General features: G+C 34.8%; 14 protein-coding genes, 1 riboswitch and 1 other annotated feature. Of the genes, 1 reads left to right on the top strand and 13 read right to left on the bottom strand.

The features are described from left to right. Position 1 precedes the first annotated feature (1 nt). The 6 genes from ISP02_RS00070 to hutH form a co-directional block, all read right to left on the bottom strand. Positions 2-913 (bottom strand): DUF2232 domain-containing protein, encoded by a 912-nt coding sequence (locus tag ISP02_RS00070; RefSeq protein ID WP_195719603.1) that lies wholly within the window; start codon positions 911-913, stop codon positions 2-4. A gap of 194 nt (positions 914-1107) precedes the next feature. Beyond that, complete coding sequence (gene metX / locus ISP02_RS00065) at positions 1108-2076, bottom strand: homoserine O-acetyltransferase MetX (RefSeq protein WP_195719602.1); 969 nt, start codon at positions 2074-2076, stop codon at positions 1108-1110. A 61-nt stretch (positions 2077-2137) separates the two neighbouring features. Next, positions 2138-2238, bottom strand: a riboswitch (SAM riboswitch). A gap of 103 nt (positions 2239-2341) precedes the next feature. Then, on the bottom strand, positions 2342-2671 hold the full coding sequence (locus ISP02_RS00060; RefSeq protein ID WP_195719601.1) for an AzlD domain-containing protein: 330 nt from the start codon (positions 2669-2671) through the stop codon (positions 2342-2344). Next, positions 2668-3363: an AzlC family ABC transporter permease gene (locus tag ISP02_RS00055; RefSeq protein ID WP_195719600.1), complete on the bottom strand. Its 696-nt coding sequence runs from the start codon at positions 3361-3363 to the stop codon at positions 2668-2670. The genes ISP02_RS00060 and ISP02_RS00055 overlap by 4 nt, the downstream gene beginning before the upstream one ends. A 196-nt stretch (positions 3364-3559) precedes the next feature. Continuing rightward, the gene (gene serS / locus ISP02_RS00050) at positions 3560-4843 is read right to left on the bottom strand and encodes a serine--tRNA ligase (RefSeq protein ID WP_195719599.1); all 1284 of its coding nucleotides are present in this window, start codon (positions 4841-4843) and stop codon (positions 3560-3562) included. Positions 4844-4901: 58 nt separating this feature from the next. Continuing rightward, positions 4902-5092, bottom strand: a binding site (T-box leader). A gap of 63 nt (positions 5093-5155) precedes the next feature. Next, positions 5156-6658, bottom strand: a complete 1503-nt coding sequence (gene hutH / locus ISP02_RS00045; protein ID WP_195719598.1) for a histidine ammonia-lyase — start codon at positions 6656-6658, stop codon at positions 5156-5158. 293 nt (positions 6659-6951) lie between these two features. Between hutH and ISP02_RS00040 the strand changes: the two genes are divergently transcribed. Further along, complete coding sequence (locus ISP02_RS00040; protein ID WP_195719597.1) at positions 6952-7764, top strand: NAD(P)H-hydrate dehydratase; 813 nt, start codon at positions 6952-6954, stop codon at positions 7762-7764. A 183-nt stretch (positions 7765-7947) separates the two neighbouring features. Here the strand turns inward: ISP02_RS00040 and gyrA are convergent, their stop codons facing one another. The 7 genes from gyrA to dnaA form a co-directional block, all read right to left on the bottom strand. Further along, on the bottom strand, positions 7948-10626 hold the full coding sequence (gene gyrA / locus ISP02_RS00035) for a DNA gyrase subunit A (RefSeq protein ID WP_195719596.1): 2679 nt from the start codon (positions 10624-10626) through the stop codon (positions 7948-7950). Between the two features lie 35 nt (positions 10627-10661). Beyond that, positions 10662-12608, bottom strand: a complete 1947-nt coding sequence (gene gyrB / locus ISP02_RS00030; RefSeq protein ID WP_408020128.1) for a DNA topoisomerase (ATP-hydrolyzing) subunit B — start codon at positions 12606-12608, stop codon at positions 10662-10664. Positions 12609-12620: 12 nt separating this feature from the next. Then, the gene (recF, locus tag ISP02_RS00025; protein ID WP_195719594.1) at positions 12621-13736 is read right to left on the bottom strand and encodes a DNA replication/repair protein RecF; all 1116 of its coding nucleotides are present in this window, start codon (positions 13734-13736) and stop codon (positions 12621-12623) included. Next, on the bottom strand, positions 13733-13966 hold the full coding sequence (yaaA, locus tag ISP02_RS00020; protein ID WP_195719593.1) for a S4 domain-containing protein YaaA: 234 nt from the start codon (positions 13964-13966) through the stop codon (positions 13733-13735). Before yaaA ends, recF begins: the two co-directional genes overlap by 4 nt. Positions 13967-14111: 145 nt before the next feature. Further along, entirely contained in the window at positions 14112-14807 is a 696-nt protein-coding gene (locus tag ISP02_RS00015) for a DsbA family protein (protein WP_195719592.1), read from the bottom strand. A 126-nt stretch (positions 14808-14933) separates the two neighbouring features. Then, complete coding sequence (gene dnaN, locus ISP02_RS00010) at positions 14934-16064, bottom strand: DNA polymerase III subunit beta (RefSeq protein ID WP_195719591.1); 1131 nt, start codon at positions 16062-16064, stop codon at positions 14934-14936. Positions 16065-16313: 249 nt separating this feature from the next. Continuing rightward, a partial coding sequence (dnaA, locus tag ISP02_RS00005) for a chromosomal replication initiator protein DnaA (protein ID WP_195719590.1) occupies positions 16314-17675 on the bottom strand: 1362 nt, incomplete at its 5' end.

Below are 17675 nucleotides of genomic sequence, written 5' to 3'. Positions count from 1 at the left end.
ATTATTTTTTAATGATACCTTTTAAATTAAATGCTAAATCAATAAACCCTATTAAAACTACAATATGTGTAAATGGCGTTATAATTGTCCCTATAACCATTAAAACGAGGATTAAAGCTCTAGGCATTGCCTTCGCTTTCCCAAAGAAATGTATTAAACTTAACCCTTGTAAATACATACATAATGATAACACAATTTCAAAATTCAATACGATACTTTGGAAAGTACCCGCTTTAGACGCAAACATAACACATAACAGTGTAATCACGTATAGAATAAGTAAAATTTTATTCATTTGCCAAGCAAATAAGGGCTTGAATACTGGTGTAGCTACTTTGAATTTGCGTAATATCGGAAATGTAACAATTAGATTAATTAAAATAAGTAGAAATATCGTTATAATAACGTAGCTCGGTAGTTGAACCGCTAATTGACGGAAGCCTTCTCCTATTGTATTTTCGTAGCCATTCTGTACACCACTTTGCTCCATTGTTTGTAACATTTGAGTTTTCAGTGGTTTCATTAAAGTGTTCACTGTCGGTATTTTATTAAACGCTTGCAAAAGCATAAAAGCGATTAATGAAATAATACTGACGAATGTTGTCGTTACGTATAAAATACGTTCTTTAGATGTACGTTCTTTTAATAATTGGCCTACTAAAAAACTAATAATTAGTATTAAGACCATCGCGCTTAATACGAATATATTACCTAACAATGTGGTTAAAATTACTGTTACTACAGCGGCCAATCCAAATGATTCTTTAGATTTGTGCCATAGGACTACGCCTGGTATTGTCGCAAACAAACATAATACAAAACCAAGTGGCGGTAATATATGTAAGGCTAAAGCAACAATAATGAGTGAGATAATACTCAAAATAGTAGCTTTAGGTTTAATTTTTGAAAACAAATTTTGCCACTCCCATACTTTTTGACTGTATTACTATTCTAACCTCTTTAGAAATTTTATACAATTATTGATGTCTTCAAACGAAGGCTTCACCTTTTAAAGTGACTTAAGGATAAGTTACGTCTGGATTAATACGCACTTAAAAAACTCTAAATCTACATTTGACCGTAAATTTAGAGCTATATTTATTAATCTTATTTACGTTTAAACTGCGATACTTTCAGGAAATGATATAAATTTGGTGCCCAATCATTAAAGTTAAGTAAGAATCCATCATGCCCTACATTATCAGGAACAAAGAAATGGCGATGGTATTTAAAACGTTCACCTACTGCACGTACTAAATCGTCTGGATATAGTAAATCATCAGTAAAGCCCATCGTTAATACTTTAGTGTCTAAAGATTTGAATACTTCATTAACATCAGTGCGACCCCTATCAATATCGTGGCTGTCCAAGACATCCAGCAGTGTTAAATAACAATTCTTATTGAAGTTTTCTTTAAATTTATCGCCTTGATGACGTTGATATGCAACGACTTGATCTGGTGAAAATCGTTTATCGTAACTTTTCGATGAACGATAAGTTAAAAATCCTAACTGTCGCGCAATACTCATGCCCTCTTTCCCAGCTAGTTGAATAGATTGTCGAGCAATTTCATTGAAGGCACGGCTATAAGAAGAAGTCTTATCTGTAGCAGCAAGTATAACTGCCTTCTTAACATCAAATTTTCTATTATATAATAACTCCAGTGCTTGCATACCACCGAGAGAACCCCCGATTAATATATCTATGTGCGTGTATCCTAACGCCTGGATACCTAATTCTAGCGCACGTACTACGTCTCTTAATGTAAGTTTAGAAGGAAAATCATCATCTATTAATGCAGAACTTGAGCCAAAAGGACTACCTATAACGTTAAATGTCAAAAATTGATAATCATTAATCGGCACATAACCACCATCAATAATTTCGCGCCACCAACCGTGATCTTCGTCTGTGCCGTATGTTACATGGTTGCCTGTCAAAGCATGACACACTAATACAAGCGGTTGCCCTTTGAAACCTACATGTTCATAGCGTAATTTTAAATTTGAAATTGTTTCTCCTGATTCTGTTTCAAATGGTCCTAATTTTAACGTATCCACAGTGTAATTTGTCATGTTCGACCTCCTACTAACTTAAAAAACCCCTTACCCGATATAAGTAAGAAGGTTAAAGATTTACTTATCATTCGAATATCATCGTTGGTTTTAGCACCGTGCCATTATAGTCGGTTGCTGAAGCATCTACGGGCCAAATCCCTTAGCTTCTCAAAATAAGATTTGATTTAATTTATAAATTGTATTTGTTGAATTCTTTTGTTTATAAGTGTCAAAATTTTCTAATTAGTTTTATTCTAACGAATTACGCTTACTACTTCAATGCTTAAAATAATAAACGTATGATCGCCATAATAAAAATACCGGCAACAATTGTTATTGTGAGGCTTCTGGAGATAAAAGCCACAATCACCGTTGGTATGATTGTTACTAGAAACGGTACATTAATTGTATATCCGAATTTACCACTATGTTGCTCGATTACACCATCGATAATTAACGCTGTAAACAACGTAATCGGTATGAAAGATAACCACTGTACGACCTTATCAGATAAGTGAACACGTGTAATTAACATAAAAGGAATGACTCGTGTTAACCAAGTAACTACGCCACACAAAACGATAATAAGTAACATATGTATTGATGTGCTCATTTGGTGATCACCACCCCTAACGTAGCAGCTAATACAGACGATAAAATAATTGCAACATATGTAGGCATAATTAAACTAAATAAAAACATCATAACAATCACACATACAATCAATACGATGTACTTAGTTATTTGAGAACGCTGTACTGTTTCAAATTGTGAGATTGCTAAAAAGATAAACATACCTGTAATAGCAAAATCTAAACCTAGGGCATCAGGGTTTTGAATATACTTCCCGAATACCGCTCCTACAATGCACGAAATTGTCCAAAATATATATGCCGTTAAGTTTAGTCCATGTAACCAACGATCGTTTATTTGCTCCCCTTTTAAATGAGGCGTTATTGCCACGCCAAATGTTTCATCAGTGACTAAAGTCGCTAATCCTAAACGATTGAGCCAACCGTAATCTTTATATCTAGGTGCCAAACTCATACTTAATAAGAACATCCTAGAATTAACGATAAAAGTAGTTAGTACTATTGCAGTTATAGGCGTACCGGCAATAACTAAACTACAAATGATAAATTGTGCTGCCCCAGCATAAACGAGTAAGCATAATAAAATAATTTCAAGAAGACTAAATTTTGATGCTACTGCAACAATACCGAAAGAAAGTCCCACACCAGCATAACCTAATAATGTAGGCACACATTCCTTGATACCTTGCCTAAAAGTTAAATGTGAAGCCATACACTACCTCCCCTCTTCTTGAATGCATATTATAGATAGTCTAATATAGAATAATTTAACGGGCAATAAGGTAAGTCTACCGTTTGTCTGGGGTTAGACAAACGGTAGACTAAATCACCTTGTTTTCCCCTACCCTATTAAAAAAGCGCTCCATCTCTTTAGACGGAGCGCTCTATATCAGATCGATGCTCTGTTATTAAACGATGGGCCCTATTTTAGTTTTGCCACCCATAAATGGTACCAATGCTTCAGGTATCGTTACTGAACCATCTTCGTTTTGATAGTTTTCAACTATAGCTGCAAATGTACGTCCTACTGCTAATCCGCTGCCATTCAATGTGTGAACTAACTCTGGTTTAGATACTTTATCTCTCTTGAACCGAATATTTGCACGGCGCGCTTGGAAATCTGTAACGTTTGAACAAGAACTAATTTCTTTATAGTCATCATAGCTTGGTAACCAAACTTCTAAATCATATGTTTTACTTGCGCCGAAACCAATATCTCCAGTACATAATATTACACGGCGATAAGGTAAACCTAATTCTTCAAGAATCGCTTCGGCATGTAGTGTCATTTCTTCTAATGCATTCCAAGAATCTTCTGGTTTTTCATAACGAACCATTTCTACTTTGTCGAATTGATGTAAACGAATAAGTCCTCTTGTATCTCGTCCTGCAGAACCTGCTTCACTTCTATAACAAGCTGATTGAGCTGTAAACTTCTCAGGTAACACATCTGGGCCAATAATTTCATTTCTATAATAGTTAGTTAATGGTACTTCAGCAGTTGGAATAGTATATAAGCCTTCCTTTTCAACTTTAAATAAGTCTTCCTCAAATTTAGGTAATTGACCTGTTCCATACATTGATTCAGCATTAACTAATTGTGGTACCATCATTTCAGTATAGCCATGTTGTGTCGTATGTTTAGTGACCATATAGTTCATTAATGCACGTTCTAGCTGCGCACCTTCACCAGTTAAAAATACGAAACGTGCACCTGAAACTTTCGCTGCACGGTCGAAATTAACCATTTTTAAGTTTTCAACGATATCCCAATGAGCTTGAGCCTCAAAATCAAACGTTCTTGGCGTGCCCCAACGTTTTAACTCTACATTATCTTCGTCTGAGTCACCTACAGGAACGTCATCATGAATTAAATTAGGAATTGTAGCTAAGTGATTCACTAATTGTTGATCCACTTCATTTAGTTGTTCATCAAGCCCTTTAATCTTGTCACCTAATTCTCGCATTGCAGTAATTGCGTCATCGGCATTTTCTTTATTACGTTTTTTTTGTGCGATTTCACCACTAACCTTATTTCGTTCTGCCTTCATTTCTTCAGATTGACTAATTAATTGACGACGTTCTTCATCTAATTGTAAAACTTCATCAACAACACTTTCGTTCATTCCACGTTTAATTACTTTATCTTTAACTAATTGCGGCTCTGTACGAAACAATTTAATATCTAACATATCGTTCATTCCTTTCGATGTTTATTTGAGTGGAACATAAAAAGACCACATCCCTAACACAAGGGACGTGGTCACGCGTTGCCACCCTATTTAACAGTCTGATTAAGACTGCGCTCTCACTAAAATAACGGTTAAACCGATTGTTCTCGTGTATAGGTAGATTCATTTTAACGCTGACTACTTGTTCGCACCAACCACAAGTTCTCTGATATCAAACGGATTAAAATTACTTAGCCTAGGAACAATGCTATATTTACTTAGCTTTAATATAGCAAATTAAAATGCTATTTTCAAGCAACATTATTAACTATATTATGCGTTATAGGCTCTATCACGTAAATGTTGAGCCACTGCTGTAATGTCTTTATGGAATTGTCTATCTTCTGTAATTGTAGGAATGATATGTCTTAATTCGTCATATTTTTCACGTGTTTTTGGTGATAATTTATCAATATCTTTATGCTCCACTGCTTGTAAAGCAATGATGCATTCAATCGCAATCACACTTCTGGTATTCTCAATAATATTATAGCCATGACGTGACGCTATTGTACCCATTGATACATGATCCTCTTGATTGGCTGATGACGGTATAGAATCCACACTAGCAGGATGTGCCAATGTTTTATTTTCAGACACTAAACTAGCAGCGGCATATTGCATAATCATTGCACCACTTTGTAAGCCTGGTTGAGGACTTAAAAATGCTGGTAGGCCATTATTCAATTGTGGATTAACTAGACGTTCTAAGCGGCGTTCAGCAACATTACCTAATTCACTAACTCCTATTTTTAAGAAATCTAAAGCAAATGCGATAGGTTGACCATGGAAGTTACCACCTGAAATAACTAACGTTTCATCGCCTTCGTCAAAGATAAGTGGGTTATCATTAGCCGCATTCATTTCTAATTCTAATTTTTCTTTTACGTAGTTAAATACTTGGAAACTAGCCCCGTGAATTTGAGGTATACAACGTAATGAGTAAGCATCTTGAACACGAATTTCGCCCTGTCTTGTCGTTAACTGTGACCCTTCTAGCCAATCTAACATGCGTGCTGCTACTGCCGTTTGTTCATCAAAATTTCTAACTTTATGTACATTTTCATTATAAGCATCAGTAATACCATTTAACGCTTGATGCGTTAGTGCGGCAATCCATTCAGCTTGTAACGCTAAGTCTTCCGCTTCAATATAATTAATTACGCCTTGTGCAGTCATTGCTTGAGTGCCATTAATTAATGCTAGTCCTTCTTTAGCTTGTAATTGTAAAGGTTGTCTATTTAAATTGCTTAAGACATACCTACTATCAACTTCTTCTCCTTGATAAAAGACATTACCCTCACCGATTAATGCCAATGCCAAATGTGCTAACGGTGCTAAGTCACCAGAAGCACCTAATGAACCTTGTTGTGGTATTACTGGAATAATACGTTGATTAATAAAATAAACGAGTTGCTCTATAAGATCAACAGTAGCTCCAGAGTGTCCTTTTAGTAAAGTGTTTAACCGTAATATCATCATTACTAAAGATACTTCTTCCCCAAATGGTTTACCAACGCCACAAGCATGTGAACGTATTAAATTTGTTTGTAATTGCTCATATTCCCCTTGATCAATTCTTATATCACTAAACAAACCAAACCCTGTAGTAATACCGTAAACTGTTTTCTTATTAGAGATAATGTCTTCAACTATAGCTCGACTCTTTTTAACTCGCTCTAGTGCATCCTCAGTAATATCTACAGTTTCTCTTTCATTTAAAAAATTTTTAATCTCTGCAATCGTTAAATCATTTCCTGTTAATTGTAGTACCAATATCCCATCTCCTTTCAATAATCAGCTTACAACCCAAAGTATACGCTCTCATTTTCGGTGTAACAATAGTTAGAGCAATAGTCGTAACGTGTTATCAAATTACTGATTTAATAGGGTAAAGTAGTCTATCTGCATATATTTAATATTTTTGTGGTTGTTATTAATTTTTAGCTATTGACTTAACGTACTTGCAGGTATATTATTTTCTATTGTATTTAAAAAAAGAAACGACAAAAAATAATAATCAAAATGACGATTTATATAAAAGCATTAACTAAAGAGGAGGTTGTATAATGGAAACTTTAAGCTCAGTTAGTATTCCTAAACGTAAAGATGATACTCATAAAGGAGATTACGGTAGAATCTTATTAATTGGCGGGAATGCTAGTTTAGGTGGCGCAATTATTTTAGCAGCACGTGCATGTGTTTATAGTGGAAGCGGCTTAATCACAGTAGCTACACACCCTAATAACCATGCTGCACTACATTCTCGTTGTCCAGAAGCAATGGTAATTGATATCAACGATACTAAAATGCTTACTAAAATGATTGAAAATACAGATTGTATCTTAATTGGTCCTGGACTTGGATGTGATTTCAAAGGAAATAATGCTATTACTTTCCTATTACAAAATATACAATCTCATCAAACACTAATTGTAGATGGTGATGGGATTACAATCTTTAGTAAATTAAAACCTCAAATCCCTACTTGTCGTGTTATCTTTACACCACACCAAAAAGAGTGGGAACGTTTAAGTGGTATACCTATCGATGAGCAATATTACGAACGTAACCGCCAAGCTGTTAATGATATTGGAGCTACGATTGTACTTAAAATGCATGGTACTGAGGTTTATTTTAAAAATAGTGATTATAAATTGCCAATCGGTACGCCCGCAATGGCAACAGGTGGTATGGGTGATACACTTGCCGGCATGATTACTAGTTTCGTTGGACAATTTGATAATATTGAAGAAGCTGTTACAAGTGCAACATATACACATAGCTATATCGGTGATTCACTAGCTGAATCTATGTATGTCGTGCCTCCATCAAGATTAATAAGCGAAATACCACATGCTATGAAACAATTAGAACAATAATTAAAATTAATAACACCTCTAATCAAATTGATTAGAGTTGTTTTTGTTTACAGTTGTTAAGTAGGAAAGCAGTCTTAAATTTAAATAAGCTATTTATTATCAAAATATAAAAAAGCCTATCAAATTATGCTAATCTGATAGGCTTTTGAACTTTGTTATATTGTATTTTAGGCAGAAGATTTATTAGTCTTCTGTATCGTCATCATCATTATCGATATCTTCGTTTACACGATCCATAAAGTCTTGTCTTAACTCTTTAGATTCATTACTTTCATCTGTTTCTTCTTCGTCTTCAGTGTGAATAGCATTACCTGGCGTATTATCTTCGATGACTTTTTCAGATTCATTTAGTGATAGTACTTCATCACTTTCTGTACCTTCTGAGCTCGTTTCTATAGCTTCATCAGCCTTAGCTGTTTCCTCATCTTCGTTTACTTTAGCAACCGTAGAAACAAATTGATTGTCTCCCAAACGGATGAGACGTACACCTTGAGCAGCTCTACCATTTTGAGAAATATCAGTAACATCGATTCTAATAATTACACCAGAATTAGTTACGACCATCAAGTCTTCGTTACCTGATACGGTTGTTATACAAACAATATCACCATTACGTTCTGTTATGGTAGCAGTCTTAATGCCTTTACCTCCACGGTTGGATAATCTATATTCACTAACTGGCGTACGTTTACCATATCCATTTTTAGTTACAACAAGCACTTCATCTTCACTTTGAGAGTGCGCAACGTCTAAGCCAACGACATTGTCGCCTTCACGGATTGTAATCCCTTTAACACCTGCTGCTGTTCTACCTAAAGGTCTTAATGATTGCTCCTGGAAACGGATTAACGATGCATGTGCAGTACCTATAAGAATATCTTGAGAACCATCCGTTAGACGGACCGCAATGAGTTCATCTTCATCTTTAAAACCAATCGCAATCTTACCGTTCCTGTTAATGCGAGCAAAGTTATTTAATCTTGAGCGCTTAATAATACCTTTCTTAGTAGCAAAGATTAAGAAGTTATCTTCACGTTCTAGATCTTTAACGGCAATCATTGTACTTATATTTTCATCGTTGTCTAATTCAATCGCATTGACTACCGGTATTCCTTTAGACTGACGAGATAGTTCGGGCACTTCATATCCTTTTAATTTATACACACGTCCTTTATTAGTAAAGAATAGGACATTATCATGTGTGCTCAGCGTTACGAGTTGACTCACAAAGTCTTCCTCTAACGTATTCATACCTTGCACGCCACGACCGCCTCGGTGTTGTGCACGATATGTTGAAACTGGTAATCGTTTAATATAATTATTATGACTTAACGTTATAACAATTTGTTCTTCAGGTATTAAATCTTCGTCTTCAATATTGTCAAAGCCACCTAATTGAATTTCTGTTAGACGGTCATCACCGTATCTTTCACGAATATCTATTAATTCATCTCTTACGATTTGTAATAATTTTTCTTCATCTGCAAGAATTTCTTCTAATTCTTTAATGTAAGCAACAAGCTCGTTGTATTCTGATTCGATTTTATCTCGTTCTAAACCTGTTAAACGTCTCAAACGCATATCTAAAATTGCTTGTGCTTGGCGTTCAGTTAGTTCAAAACGTTCTTGTAAGCTATTCATCGCAATTTTATCATTCTCAGATTCACGAATTGTCGTGATAATTTCATCGATATGGTCTAGTGCAATTCTTAAACCTTCAAGAATATGTGCACGATCTTGTGCTTTTTTCAGATTATATTCAGTACGGCGTCGAACTACTATTTTTTGGTGTTCCAAATATTCGACTAGTGCTTCTTTTAGGTTGATTAGTTTAGGTCTACCATTAACAAGTGCAATCATGTTTACACCGAATGATGTTTGTAATGGCGTTTGTTTGTATAAATTGTTTAGAATAACGTTAGCATTTGCATCTTTTCTAACGTCGATAACTACCCTTACACCTGTACGTAAACTTGTTTCATCACGTAAGTCAGTAATACCATCAATTTTTCTATCTCTAGCTAATTCCGCAATCTTTTCAATCATGCGGGCTTTATTAACTTGGTATGGAATTTCAGTAACAACGATACGCTGACGTCCGCCACCACGTTCTTCAATTTCAGCACGTGATCGCATTTGAATTGAGCCACGTCCTGTTTCATAAGCTCTACGAATACCACTTTTACCCATGATCAGCGCGCCAGTCGGAAAATCAGGGCCCTGGATGTCTTCCATTAACTCGGCAATCGTTACATCAGAATCGTGGCTAACTTTTAATACACCATTGATAACTTCAGTTAAGTTGTGAGGAGGTATATTAGTAGCCATACCTACTGCGATACCTGATGCTCCGTTAACAAGTAAGTTAGGGAAACGTGCAGGTAAGACTGACGGCTCTCTTTCATTACCATCATAGTTATCTATAAAATCAATCGTATCTTTATTGATATCGCGTAACAATTCAAGCGTTATTTTAGACATACGTGCTTCTGTATAACGCATTGCAGCAGCGCCATCACCATCCATCGAGCCAAAGTTACCTTGACCATCAACTAAAGGATATCGATAGCTGAAATCCTGTGCCATTCTTACCATTGCTTCGTAAATAGATGAGTCACCATGTGGATGATATTTACCCATAACGTCACCAACGATACGCGCTGATTTTTTATATGATTTATCTGGTGTCATACCTTGTTCATTTAAGCCATATAAGATACGGCGATGTACTGGTTTTAGACCATCTCTTACGTCTGGTAGGGCACGAGATACGATAACACTCATCGCATAGTCTAAAAATGACTCTCGCATCTCATTAGTTATATTTCGTTCATTTATTCTTGATTCAGGTACTTCAGCCATCAAGATATCCTCCTTCAAAAATTCAGTTCATCGTTTTAGAAATCTAAGTTAGCATAGACTGCATTATCTTCAATAAACTGTCTACGGTTTTCCACGACGTCACCCATTAGCATTTCAAATGTTTGATCGGCGTTAATTGCATCTTCCAATGTCACTTGTAACATTGAGCGATTTTCTGGATTCATTGTAGTTTCCCACAATTGATCCGCATTCATTTCACCTAAACCTTTATAACGTGCAATAGACCATTTAGGTGTTGGATCTAATTCAGCTTTAAGTTTATCTAATTCACGCTCATTAAATACATAATATTTTTGTTTACCTTGAATTAATTTAAACAATGGTGGCTGGGCGATATAAACATAGCCTGCTTCAATTAATGGACGCATGAAACGGTAGAAGAACGTTAACAATAATGTTCTAATATGTGCACCGTCGACATCGGCATCTGTCATAATAATAATTTTGTGGTAACGTGCCTTACTTAAATCAAATTCGCCACCAATTCCAGTACCAAATGCAGTAATCATTGAACGTATTTCGTTATTATTCAATATTCTATCGAGACGTGCTTTTTCAACGTTAAGAATTTTACCACGTAGAGGCAAAATAGCTTGTGTTTCAGAGTCACGACCGGATTTAGTAGACCCTCCGGCAGAGTCACCCTCTACGATAAAAATTTCACTTCGCTTAGGATCTTTACTTGAACAATCGGCAAGTTTACCAGGCAAACTAGAAACTTCTAAAGCCGTCTTACGGCGTGTAACCTCACGTGCTTTTTTAGCAGCAATTCTAGCTCTTGAAGCCATAATTCCTTTTTCGACTATGATACGTGCTACGTTCGGATGCTCATATAGGAAACGCTCAAATAACTCTGAGAAGCTTTTGTCTACAACCTGACGCACTTCTGAATTACCTAACTTCGTTTTAGTTTGTCCTTCAAATTGAGGATCACCGTGTTTAATTGATACGACGGCAGTTAAACCTTCCCGTGTATCTTCCCCTGAAAGCTTATCTTTGTCCTCTTTAATAATTTTACTCTTTATACCATAGTTGTTTAACACGCGAGACAATGACCGTTTGAAACCATCTTCATGAGTTCCACCTTCATAGGTATGAATATTATTCGCATAAGTTAATAAATTAGTTGCGAAGCCATTATTATATTGTAAGGCTATCTCAACTTCGATGTCATCTTTTGTTTCATGAACATAAATTGGTTCTGGATGAATAGGTTCTTTGTTTTCATTAAGCATTTCTACGTAAGATTTAATACCACCTTCGTACAAATAAGTATCTTCACGTTGTTCTTCATCTTCTTCCGTCTCACGTTCGTCTCGTAACGTTATAGATATACCTTTATTTAAAAATGCTAGTTCTCTAATACGCTGCTGTAATATGTCATATTGATATTCAGTTGTTTCTGTGAATATTGTAGGATCGGCTTTAAAGCGAATGACAGTTCCAGTGTTATTATCCTCTGTTTCTTCAATAACTTTTAAATCAAACTGTGGAATACCTTTTTTGTAAGCTTGGTGATATATTTTATTGTCTATGTGTACATAAACTTCCAAATCTTCGGATAAAGCATTAACTACAGAAGAACCCACACCATGTAGACCACCTGATACTTTATATCCGCCACCACCGAATTTACCGCCGGCGTGAAGTACAGTTAAAATAACTTCGACTGCTGGACGCCCCATTTTTTCTTGGATGCCAACTGGAATTCCACGTCCGTTATCAGTTACTTTAATCCAATTATCTTCTTCAATAACAACTTCAATTTGGTCTGCGTAGCCAGCCAATGCTTCGTCAATACTATTGTCGACGATTTCCCACACTAGGTGGTGAAGCCCTTTTTCTGCAGTAGAACCTATATACATTCCTGGTCTTTTACGTACCGCTTCTAGACCTTCTAATACTTGAATTTGCCCAGCATCATAATTTTCCGTGTTGTTCACATCTGACAATGTGTTCACCTTCACTTTCTGTTACTTAATAATTTCACCTTGATTAATTCGAAATGTTTTCGCATTTGACATTATTTCATGGTCTATACCGTCTATCGATGTCGTAGTAACGAATGTTTGTACTTTATGCTGTATCGTACTTAACAAATGCGTTTGACGAGAATTATCTAATTCACTCAATACATCATCAAGTAATAATATGGGGTATTCACCCACTTCAATGCGCATTAACTCTATTTCTGCAAGTTTAATTGATAAAGCGGTTGTTCGTTGTTGGCCTTGTGACCCATAAGTTTGGGCGTCCATATTATTGACATCAAACGCTAAATCATCACGATGTGGACCGAAAAGGCATACACCTCTATCTTTCTCTCGTTCCATGTTTTCGTTTAACATCGTTAAGACTTCCTCGGTTAAGTCAGTCTCACTTTTGTTTACATCGGACAATTTTAAACTTGGTAAATAACGTAAACCAAATTGCTCCCGTTCATCAGTTATACCTGCATGGATAGGTTGCGCAAGTGCTTCTAATTCTTTAATAAATTTTTCACGACGCAAAGTGACTTTCACAGCATATGTAGCAAATTGCTCATTTAATACTTCTAGCATAGTGCCGTTTGTCTTTTGCCCATATTGTAATTGCTTTAAATAATTATTCTTTTGTTTAAGCATACGTTGGTATTGAGCTAAATCATTTAAATAAACGGCAGAAATCTGTCCTAATTCCATATCTATAAACCGTCTTCTTATTTGTGGAGATCCTTTAACGATGTTTAAATCTTCGGGTGCAAATAACACCACATTTAAATGACCAACATATTGTGTTAGCCTACTTTGCTCTAAATGATTGATTTTAACTTGTTTACCTTTCTTAGTGATAAACATGGTAAGTGGCATTTCGCCATATCTGTAACTTAACTCTCCCTCTATTTTAGCATACTCCTTGTCAAAACGTATCAGTTCTCTGTCATTAGATGTACGATGACTTTTAGCAAGCGCTAAAGTATAAATGGATTCGAGTAGATTCGTTTTACCTTGCGCGTTTTCCCCAATTAAAATATTGACTTCAGGATGACAATCTAACGTAATCTGCTCATAGTTACGATAGTTTTCTAGCTGGAGTGAGGTTAACTTCATTCTGCACCTTGATGTAAAATGAGAAATGAACCTACTTCAGGTATATCAATTTTATCTCGGTGGTTTAGCTTTTTACCTCGACGTGTTTCTATCTCGTCGTTTAGTAATACTTCGAATTCATTTAAAAACCATTTAGCTTGGCCTCCAGATTCGATAATACCTTCAGTTTTGAGAAATTGTCCTAAAGTGATGTCGCCATCAACAACTATTTCTTCAACCAAATCAATCACTCCATTTCATTACTTTAAGGTCATCTACTTATTATACCTTTTTTTAAGCAAAATTTCATGTAAAACAAGGCCAAAACGAATAGTTATTTTGAATTTTAATTTATTGTATTTAATATGTGCTTGAAACACTGTTAATTAAAACAATTTAACGATTTTTTGTTGTTTGATTTAAGGCATTAATTATTTCCCTTTTTAATGTTTTATAAGATTTAATATTTTCCAAGCGCTGTTGATTAATATATAAGATAGGCACATGATCTATATTTAGCTGTCGTGCCAAGCCATGTGAATGAACATTAGCTTTAGGATTTTTAATTACTTTTTTTAAGGTTTGACTTGTTATATGGTCTAAATTTAACTGATTTATGAGTTTAATTAATTGTTGTCGATAAAGGGCTATCTCTTTTTTATTCACTTCAGAAGCTTTTGGAGTGGCTTCATATATTTTGTGATGTAAATCCCAATATTTATATTTATTAAGCGTATATAGCTTCTGAGACACACTAGAATTAATATTTGATATTTCATTGGAGAATGGAACGTCTATGTATTGAAATTGCACCTGTGGATTATTTTTAAAATCTTTTTCTAATCGTAAAACAATATCACGATCAAATTGTTTACAGTGCGAGCATAAATAATTACCAAATTGTGTTATCGTCACACTTGCTTTGTTATGCCCCCACGATGGAATTATGCGCTTAGCTTTTTTTACTGCTTGTGCTATTCTTTTACCTTCGTTGTTACTTTGAACATGTTGAATACATTGAATGATGACACAAGTAACTAAAATGGTTGCTATAACACATAACACCAATGTTTTAACTTTTATACGATCCATTTACGATCACCTGCTTTAATCACTTATTTATCTGTTTACACGTATTATTTTCACAACTTACTTTAATTTTTTGCAAAAAAATAACGCTTCAAAGTAAATCCTTCGAAGCGTTCGTCTTTTATAAAATTAATAAGTTCTAATTGGTAAAATGAGTTGCGTTACTGAATCGTCATCTTTTGGTTTTAAAATAAATGGTTTCATCGTACCGAAAAATTCAACTTCTACTTCGTCATTATCGATAGCTTTTAATGCATCCATCATATATTTAGAATTAAATGAAATTTTTAAGTTGCCACCATCTACATTACTTGCCTCTACCTCTTCTTTAACGGTACCTATCTCTGGCGAAGTTGATGATAATTCAACTAGTTCATTCCCAGTACTTAATTTAATGACATTATTGCCGCCCTCTCTTGCCAATAATGATGCACGATCAATTGCATGATAAAACTCGCCATTATTAACGCCTAATTTAATTTCAAAGTTTTCAGGGAACAAGCGTGATGTATCTGGATAATGGCCTTCTAATAAACGTGAAATGAAATTCACATTACCGACTTTGAATAATACTTGGTTTGAAGCGAAGAATATATCAATATCATCATCACTATCACTCATAATTTTATTTAATTCGGATAGAGCTTTACCTGGAATGATGACATTTTTATTTTCACTGTCTTCTTCTAAGTCTACTTTTCTTACTGCCAAGCGGTGAGAATCTGTAGCAGTGCATATTAATTCATTGTTTTGTATAAGCCAGTTAACACCAGTTAATACTGGGCGTGTTTCTGAGGTGGACACTGCAAAATTAGTTTGTGCAATAATGTTTTTTAAGACTTTTACCGATAATTGGATGGCATCTTCACGAGATACTTCTGGTAATAGAGGATATTGATCTGGATCTAAACCACTTAAATTAAATTCAGAATGACCTGAAGTTATTAGCGTTTGGAATTGATCATTTGTTGATAATTTTACTTCTTTGCCTGGAAGTTTTTTTATGATATCAACGAAGAAGCGGCCCGGTAATACTACAGCACCACTTTCAGCAATTGTAACAATATCTTCTCCATCAATTTGTTTAGGTATTGTAATTTCAATAGATATTTCTGAGTCAGAACCTGTAAGTATTACTTCGTTTTCTTTAGTTTCAATTTTGATACCTGTTAAGATTGGTAATGTTGTTCTTGGTGAAATGGCTTTTAATGCGTCATTAAGTTGGTTTATGAAATAGTCTCTTCTTATTGTGAATTCCATCTTTAATTTAAACTCCTTCCAGTCGTTTATATATAAATTATATAGGTTTTAAAATCGTAGTAATAGTAGTAGGCACTGTGAATTAGTGGATAAGTTCATTAATCTTTTTGATGACACAGTTTAGCTTGTGTGGATAAACTGTGTACACTGTGTATGACTTATTCACATTACCCACAGTTAACATTATTACTAATATGTTATTTTATTCTACTTAAGGCACGCTTTTAATCTGTATTTAGTACAGTTCTTTTATTGATTTCTTATTTCTTTTTCAAGATTTTCTACTTCTTGTTTAAATGTTGGGTCATTTTTTGTGTCATTGCTAATTTTTTCGTGTGCATGGATAACTGTTGTGTGGTCACGGCCACCAAATTCTTCACCTATTTTAGGAAGTGAAAAATCAGTTAACTCACGGGATAAATACATTGCAATTTGACGAGGATAAGCAATTGATTTAGTACGTTTTTTAGCACTAAAGTCTTCGATACGAACACTATAATAATCACCGACAACTTTTTGAATATCTTGAATAGTAATCTTTTTAGATTTAGGCGCTTGAATAATATCTTTTAGTGCTTCTGCCGTTAATTCAGTAGTTATCGATTGCCCATGTAATTTTGAAAATGCGAGTACACGTGTTAACGCCCCTTCGAGCTCACGAATATTTGATTGAATTTGATTTGCGATATATGTTAATGCTTCTGTTGGAATATTTAAGTTTTCTTCCTCGATTTTCTTTTGCAAAATTGCCATTCTTGTCTCGTAATCAGGTGGCGTGATATCAACGATTAACCCCCATTCAAAACGTGAACGTAAACGGTCTTCTAATTTTGAAATTTCTTTAGGAGGACGATCACTTGAAATAACTATTTGCTTATTAGCTTGGTGTAATTCATTGAAGGTATGGAAAAATTCTTCTTGTGTTTGTTCTTTATTTTGAATAAATTGAATATCATCAATTAGGAGTACATCAATGTTTCTATACTTTTCTCTGAAACGTTCTGTCTCATTATCACGAATAGATTTTATGAATTCATTCGTAAACTTTTCGCTTGAAGTATAAATAACTTGCGCATTTGGATTATTGGCTAAAACGTAATGTCCTATAGCATGCATTAGATGGGTTTTGCCAAGTCCAACGCCTCCATAAATAAACAATGGATTATATGCTTGAGCGGGTGCTTCGGCTACTGCCAAACTCGCAGCATGTGGGAATCTGTTGCCTGGTCCAATAACAAACGTATCGAAAGTGTTATGAGTGTTAAATTGTTCGCCACTAACCATTGCTATATCAACACTTTGAGTTTGATTTTGATTTTTATTTTCTTTTGCATTGACTGACGGTTGTTCATCCATCGATTCAAGTTGGTTTTTTGAATAGAATTTTGGTGTTACTTCTTCACCGATAGTTTTAAGTAGTAAAGATTGAACTATTTCAGCATATTTTGTATTCAACCAATTTGCTACGAAATCCTCGTCAGTTATAATAATAGCTTCACTATTACGTAATGCGTGAATTTCAGTATCTTTTAAAAACGTCGTATAACTAGTCTCACTAATTTCTTCTCGAGCTAATGAAAGTACTTTCTCCCAGATTTCTTTTTCTGACAT

Source organism: Staphylococcus durrellii, assembly GCF_015594545.1.
In the GTDB taxonomy this organism is placed as follows: domain Bacteria; phylum Bacillota; class Bacilli; order Staphylococcales; family Staphylococcaceae; genus Staphylococcus; species Staphylococcus durrellii.
Note: the sequence above shows the minus strand (reverse complement) of the source record. Positions and strands in the feature narration are given on the sequence as shown.